7 protein-coding genes are annotated in these 6,327 nt (G+C 60.8%); 4 read left to right on the forward strand and 3 right to left on the reverse strand.

Features of this window, described 5'->3' with window-relative positions; genetic code table 11:
• The 4 genes from WCB02_RS01890 to WCB02_RS01905 all read left to right on the forward strand — a co-directional run.
• Positions 1-770 (forward strand): hypothetical protein (locus WCB02_RS01890; RefSeq protein WP_423955748.1); only part of this gene is annotated, 770 nt, incomplete at its 5' end.
• Between the two features lie 231 nt (positions 771-1,001).
• Positions 1,002-2,105, forward strand: a complete 1,104-nt coding sequence (locus WCB02_RS01895; protein ID WP_423955750.1) for an acyltransferase family protein — start codon at positions 1,002-1,004, stop codon at positions 2,103-2,105.
• Between the two features lie 311 nt (positions 2,106-2,416).
• Positions 2,417-2,647 carry a hypothetical protein gene (locus tag WCB02_RS01900; protein ID WP_423955752.1) on the forward strand — a complete coding sequence of 77 codons (231 nt, stop codon included), beginning with the start codon at positions 2,417-2,419 and terminating at the stop codon, positions 2,645-2,647.
• Positions 2,648-2,748: 101 nt separating this feature from the next.
• The gene (locus WCB02_RS01905; RefSeq protein ID WP_423955754.1) at positions 2,749-3,066 is read left to right on the forward strand and encodes a hypothetical protein; all 318 of its coding nucleotides are present in this window, start codon (positions 2,749-2,751) and stop codon (positions 3,064-3,066) included.
• Here WCB02_RS01905 and WCB02_RS01910 read toward each other — a convergent pair.
• The 3 genes from WCB02_RS01910 to WCB02_RS01920 all read right to left on the reverse strand — a co-directional run bounded on the left by WCB02_RS01910 (position 3,026) and on the right by WCB02_RS01920 (position 5,729).
• On the reverse strand, positions 3,026-3,793 hold the full coding sequence (locus tag WCB02_RS01910) for an outer membrane protein (protein ID WP_423955756.1): 768 nt from the start codon (positions 3,791-3,793) through the stop codon (positions 3,026-3,028). The two genes, WCB02_RS01905 and WCB02_RS01910, sit on opposite strands and share 41 nt — an antisense overlap.
• Positions 3,794-4,123: 330 nt before the next feature.
• Positions 4,124-5,107: a helix-turn-helix domain-containing protein gene (locus tag WCB02_RS01915; RefSeq protein WP_423955758.1), complete on the reverse strand. Its 984-nt coding sequence runs from the start codon at positions 5,105-5,107 to the stop codon at positions 4,124-4,126.
• A 262-nt stretch (positions 5,108-5,369) separates the two neighbouring features.
• Positions 5,370-5,729: a hypothetical protein gene (locus WCB02_RS01920; protein ID WP_423955761.1), complete on the reverse strand. Its 360-nt coding sequence runs from the start codon at positions 5,727-5,729 to the stop codon at positions 5,370-5,372.
• Positions 5,730-6,327 lie beyond the last annotated feature (598 nt).

Genomic DNA, 6,327 nt, shown 5'->3' on the forward strand with positions numbered 1-6,327 from the left:
AGGGAGCTCCGATCGTCTTCGCGGTGTTCGTGACCGGGGCGGTTGTGGCGCTGGGGCAACTGGCGACCAGCCGTCGTTACACCGATCCGGTGAGCCTGACGCTGCTCGCGACCTTTCTCGTCTTTGCGGCGCAACTGGTGGCGACCTCCAAGCATTTCGCCCTGCACTACATGCTTGCCTCCTGGGTGCTGACCGGAGGCGTCCTGGTCCTGACCGTGATCGAGACTCGGAGATTGTGGCCCGCCCTGTCGCCGCGCCTGCTCAACGGCGCTGCCGGCCTGATCTGCATCGTCCTGATTGCGACGACGTTGCTCGAAATCCAGACCCAGGCGGCCAGCTGGCTTGCCCTGAACGAGATGGGAGCAAGGCTGTCGAAGGCTGTGGTGACGGCCGGCCCCGCTTGCGCCGACGTGTCCAGCATGTTCGTGCGCGCGCCGGAAAACGAAATGAATCATGGCGCTGATATGACACTGGGTACGCCTGAAATGGTCGACCGGTTTTCGCAAGCCTACGCGCGAACCTACGGCACGCCACTGCTGGACCAGGATTTCTACACCAAGGTGCTGACCAGGAATTTCAAGCCACTGAACTATACAAAGCTTGCCGCCGAATACCCCTGCATCGTGGTGAGGTTCTCCCGGCCACTCGACAGCCAGGAGGCAGGCGAACTGCTCGCGCTCAAGCCCGAGCACTGCATGGTCGCAGACATTCATGTCTACACGGTCGGCATCCCCTGCGAAGAGATCCGGAAAGCTTCGGAAAAACACTGATCATCGGCCGCATTTTCTTCACGCGAGCCGGTGTCCACCTTTCCGGAAAATTGCTCCGATGACGCCGCTATTTGGCCGCCTGCCGCCATATTGCTGCACGAGTCCCGCGATGGTAGTCTTCGGATCGTTCAGCATCGCCGGTTGTTTTGGCGCGGGTTTGCCGGCGGCGCGTCGTCAATGCGTGCGGGAAACGTCGGCGATTGAGGTTGGTCCCGGGCGGGGAATCAGGTTTTGGGACTCATTCGTTTTCTGCTGGCATTCGCGGTGGTTGGGGCGCATGTCGGCAACCTTCCCTACACGGTCGGTCTCGGCAGCCTGCTCGCGGTGCAGTCGTTTTACATCATCTCGGGATTTCTGATCGCGCTCGTGTGGGACAACAAGTACAAGAGCCATCCCAACGGCCTTTTCCTGTTCTACACCAACCGCGCCGCCCGAATTTACTTTCTCTATTGGGCCGTGCTCGGAATATCGATCGTCGTGGCGGTCACTGCCAAGCTGCTGACCAAGCATTGGGTCGCCTACTTCACCTATCCGCCGCCGCACGGACTCATCCTCTACGAGATTTTCACCAATTTCTTCATCTTCGGTTCGGCGCAGGCGTACTGGCTCGAATTCCACTATGGCGGCACGCTCCACTACACGATGGACTATGTCGCATCGCCATACTCGGTATGGCGAACCCTGACGCTCGGTCCGGCGTGGACCCTCGAACTGGAATTGACGTTCTATCTGCTGGCGCCGTTTCTCGTGAATGCGAGGCTGCGCACGATCTTCGCGATCATTGCCGCGTCGTTCGTCGCGCGGTTCACCTGGTATGCGATGGGGCACGATGTCGACCCCTGGAACTACCGGTTTTTTCCGTTTGAGATCGGGCTCTTCCTGCTGGGCGTCGCTACGTACCGGATTTCACGACTGCTGCCGTGGCAGCCAGGCAGGATCGCCTCCTGTCTCATCCTTGCCGTCGTTGTCGGCACGGTGCTGGAATTCGACCTGATCCGCGGCTTTGTGAATTCGTTTGTCTATCTCTTCGCCTTCGCGGCGTTGCTTCCTCACGTGTTCGCGCTCACGCGATCGTGGAAGGTCGATCGCTTTCTGGCGGATATGTCCTTTCCCCTCTATTTGGCGCATTGGCCGATCATGCTGTTCATTCGCGACTTCCTGCCGGTGCCCTGGCCGCAATATCCCGGACTGCTTCCGGCTATCGTCTCGGTCGTCGGCGCCGCTTGTCTCGTGATCTACGTCGAACGTCCCATCGAGCGATGGCGGCGCGCCCGAATGACGTCCGACGACCCTGGTTTGGCCGCTCCACGCGAGATCGCGACGGCAACGAGCTGATAACCAGGTCCAATTCAGGCCTCGCTTCTGCTGATGGTGTTTGCGGCGTGCCGGCGCGCCAATAAAAAGGCCGCTGACGAAATCGTCAGCGGCCGCCGGGCTCAAAATTCTTCCGAGATGAAAAAGCCGCACCGCCCCGGATCGACCCAACCATAAGCGCGCATCATGAACGGTGTGGAGTCGGAACTCCGGTTCCGGATGACGGAACACGCCGGGTGTTGCCCGTTTTGCACAGGTTGGAACCCTTGTCGGAAGCCGGCTTGCTTGTGACCATCGCTATGCCTTTGCAATCCACCGCGGAGCTTGGACGCATGATCGAGGACGGCTTTGACACACGAACAGTTGCGAACATGAATGTTGCACTGGAAAGAGTCTGCCAACGCAGGCTGGATGGCGGGGACCACGCGTTGCGCAAGCTGGTCGCGACCAGGATCATCCGCTGCGCCCGGCGCGGCAACAAGACCCTGGGTGCCCTGACCGCAGCCGGCGAACGCGTGCTGGCGCGGCGACCCGACCATCGGCGCGGACCGGCCCAGCGTTGAGTTCGTTTGCGATGTGTTAACCAGGAGGCCGATCTCGGGGATCACCTGCTGAAACGCGCTGTCGTGCCGCGTCGTTGTTCGACGGTCGGAGGCGGAACGCGATGCGTGATGGCGGCGATGCGGAACAGGATCTGCGCGAAGGCATCGCGGAGTGCGGCAAGCTGCTCAGTCGTGAACTCGATCCAGCCGTCGCCGAAAGCCTGCGCTGTTATCGAGCCGAGCTGGAAGCGCGGTTGCGCATCCTGCAGCGGGGCGGGTTATCAGGGATCAATGAGGGCTGGCTACGAAGCAAGCTGGCTCGCGCCATGCCAGGCAACGATGCATCGGCGCAGGCCGCGTCTTTCGTCAGCGGTCCAGATCTGAAAACAGCGGTTCCGATCAGTATCGCGAGATCGCCGGGGCACCCCAGTGGTAGTTGATCCGTGCGGTGACCATGTCGAGATCCTGATGAATGTTGACGACCCGCTCGAGCCCGCCAGCGGGCACTGTGTTGGCCGCTCCCAATCCCGTCGAGAAGAAGTTGTTGCTGGCATTGCCCATGAACAAATGGTCATATTCAACGGCGACCGACCAGTTCGGCAGGAAGCCGTATTCGACGCCGGCGCCGGCCACACCGCCCCAGCGGCTTTCACTGGCATGATCGAAAGCGACCCCGGTCGCGGTCCCGAAGCCATTATATTCGTCCGCGGCAATCGCGCCGCCGCCCTTCACATAGAGCAGGACATTGTTGAACGCATAGCCCGCTTGCGCCGTGAACAGGCCGAGCCCGTTGATCTTGCTCTGGTTGGTCACGAGGCTGTTGGCCAGGCTGATATTGGAGCTCTTCAAGCCGGCCCAATCGCCCTGCGCCTCGACACCGAACACGAAGGCGTCGGCTTGCCAGCGATAGCCGAGCTGGCCGCCCGCCACGACGCCATTGCTTCGGCTGCAGCCGAGGGCAACGTTGGCCGCGCCGTTTCTGACCAGCCCCCAGCAGCTGCTGTCTCCACTCCAGCCGGCATTGGCGCCAACATAGACGCCACCCCAATTGTAGATGGCGGCGACCATCGGGGGCGCCTTGGTGAAGTAACCACCGGGGAGGTCGGCCGCGAGCGCAGGCCCGGCGAGGCCTGCGGTGGCCAGCGCAATCAACGCAATCCTTTTCATGGTCGTCCCCCTTACGCAACGCTTGCGAATTTGGCGCAACCTTGAATTGTTCGGGTAAAGATCCTGTTGCAAGTCGGCGCGACGCGCGTGAGCGCGTCTCGAAAGCCAGGCAAGTTGTGATCGCAGATGGGCGGGCAAAGCGCTCGGCGTCGCTCGCCGAGCGGGGCTGGACTTGTCCGCCGCGGCAAGCGCGAAGGCGGCGGCGAGGCCGCTATGTTCGGTGCACGAGGAGAAGCTGGGCACGGCGCGAAGGGCGCCTTTGCCCGCCCGGCATCACGGCATCACATCCGATCGAAACGATGTGGTAACCATGAGAGCGTCATCGCGTGATCAGGTCCGCCGACCGCTCATCCGCTTCAATGCTTCCGACGGCAGCTCGCCGAACGCCAGCTTGAAGTCCTTGGCGAAATGGCTGGCGTTCTGGAAGCCGCATTTGTAGGCGATCTGGATGATCGACGGTTCGTCGTCCCGCTCCAGCATCTCGCGCGCGCGGTTCAGCCGGATCTGCTTGGCGAATGCGGCGGGCGAACAGCCGCGCTCCTTCTTGAATGCACGAAACAGGCTTCTGGCGCTGACGTTGGCGACCTGCGCCATGGCCTCGATATCGATCGGCTTGTCCCAATTGGCCTCGATATATTCCTCGACTTTCCTCACCGCCGACGGCGCGGAGCGGGGCGGCTGCCGCAGCAACAGCATGGTATAATTGTGCCAGTTGCTCATCAGGAACTTCATGGTCAGCATGCGCTCGGTCTCGGCGGTGACCAGCTCGGACAGGTTTTTGCCGCGCGCATTGTAGTCGGATACGAACAGGAACACCGAGCGCCGCAGGCTGTTGAGCGCCGGGTTTGACGCGTTGTGATGGAACACGAGTTCCTTGTTCAAACCCCGGCCCAGCAGCACGGCGAGATAGCGGGTCAGCGCCGTATGCTCGATGCGCAGCACCAATTGATTGTAGTCGTCGAAGTCGAGATCGACCGGCGTGAAGGCGGGAATCACCGGGCTCGGCGCGCGGACTGAAATCTCGCCGGACAGCGCGCCGGCGGAAAACCTGCCCCTGCCGCCGATGGTAAAATACTGCCGGATGAAGGAGCCCCCGGCAAAAGCGAGCGATAGCGGGCCGGCGTGCCTCGCCCAGACCAGAGAGACCTCGCGCAGGCGGAGAACATTTGCACTGATGCCGACCCGCTCGATGCCCCGCGGGGCAGGCTCCAGCCGGGTTGCACCAAACAGCCTCGCCATGTGATCGCGGGCCTGCTCGATATCTCTGGTGGCAAAACCCGGATAGCTGCTCAACAACGTGGTGCGGTTAGGCATCGGCGACGGGGCTACTCTCTTGAACCAGTCGACAGCCTAACGCTGCGGCTTTTGCAATCAACGCCGATCAGGCCCGATGCAAGGTTTTCTGTTCCCGGGCGCGTGACCAGCGCAACCAGCCGCCATCGCTCGTGACCGGCCGAGACCTTAGCCGTGGCCGGCTCGAGCCGAGACCATGCCTTGCAGGAAATCGATCAGCGCTGCAAGCGCCGAAACGTGATCCCACTTCTTCCGGCGTGGAGGTCGGATCGAAAACACGAATTCACATGCTGGATTCTGCCATGATGCCGAAACATTTCAGGACGATCGAGAACAAGAATCCTCCGAACGCGCCGAACGACGACGGTAAGACCGCCACGCTCGGCGGAGTATCGAATAGCGCCACACAGCAATTTGTCTTCGCGGGACGGAACCTTTGCGCAGAGCTTTTTCGACCCTCAGTTGCTGTGTCTTTGGAGAGCCCCCCGCGCAACAATGGTCCCATCGTCGACGGAGATTTCTTCAGCAAGGCCACGATCAATACCTGTGCCAACGACACCACCAACTGGTCCCTTGGCCGGTTGACTGGATCGACAGTGACCAGCGTGGCGCCGTGAGGGGCGGCGGCCACGTTCTTCGACATCGTTGCGTTCACTGCGCGCTTTTTTCTGCGACGCCACTGCGAATGATGTTGGGCTTTACCACACGCACGGCGGCTATTCAGTCAAAGATCCCGACACCGGTGCTATTATTCGAACAGGTAATCCGGCTAAGCACGACTTCGATAGTGACAATTTTTCAGTGACAGACCAAGCTGTCCTTGATGAGCTAAATGCTGATGCCGTAGGTGCCAATCGGGACCATTCACGGGCTATCTAGGCACGCCAAGCGGTGTCTTCTTGAGGTATCAACCAGGCAAAGATTCACCTCAAGGCACCCCCCGAAGCCCACCATGAGAGAAGTTAAGTTGGAGCGGGAATGTCGTGGGCATTCGTGTCCGACGGAGGCGACGTTGCAGCGCATTAATTAAGCTATAGTCGTCTTGGTCGTCCTTACCGCTGCAATTTGCACAGCGCAGGCTCAGGAGGTACTTTCGATGACTGGCAAAGAGTTGATGGCAGGCTCGGTTGCGCTGGAAAGATTCAAGCGTGACGAGAGCATATCGGACATCGCAAATTATACGGTTAGTGTCTTTGAGAGCTCAACAGCGTTCGAGGTCGCTTTCGTGCCGAATCAGCCTC

The sequence above is a fragment of the Bradyrhizobium sp. genome (assembly GCF_049581145.1).
Taxonomy (GTDB): domain Bacteria; phylum Pseudomonadota; class Alphaproteobacteria; order Rhizobiales; family Xanthobacteraceae; genus Bradyrhizobium.

What these genes read in the sequence shown, in the direction of transcription:
- WCB02_RS01900 (WP_423955752.1), top strand. Translation starts at nt 2,417, where the DNA reads ATGATCGAGGACGGCTTTGACACACGAACAGTTGCGAACATGAATGTT.
- WCB02_RS01910 (WP_423955756.1), bottom strand. Translation starts at nt 3,793, where the DNA reads ATGAAAAGGATTGCGTTGATTGCGCTGGCCACCGCAGGCCTCGCCGGG.
- WCB02_RS01920 (WP_423955761.1), bottom strand. Translation starts at nt 5,729, where the DNA reads ATGTCGAAGAACGTGGCCGCCGCCCCTCACGGCGCCACGCTGGTCACT.
- WCB02_RS01905 (WP_423955754.1), top strand. Translation starts at nt 2,749, where the DNA reads ATGCGTGATGGCGGCGATGCGGAACAGGATCTGCGCGAAGGCATCGCG.
- WCB02_RS01915 (WP_423955758.1), bottom strand. Translation starts at nt 5,107, where the DNA reads ATGCCTAACCGCACCACGTTGTTGAGCAGCTATCCGGGTTTTGCCACC.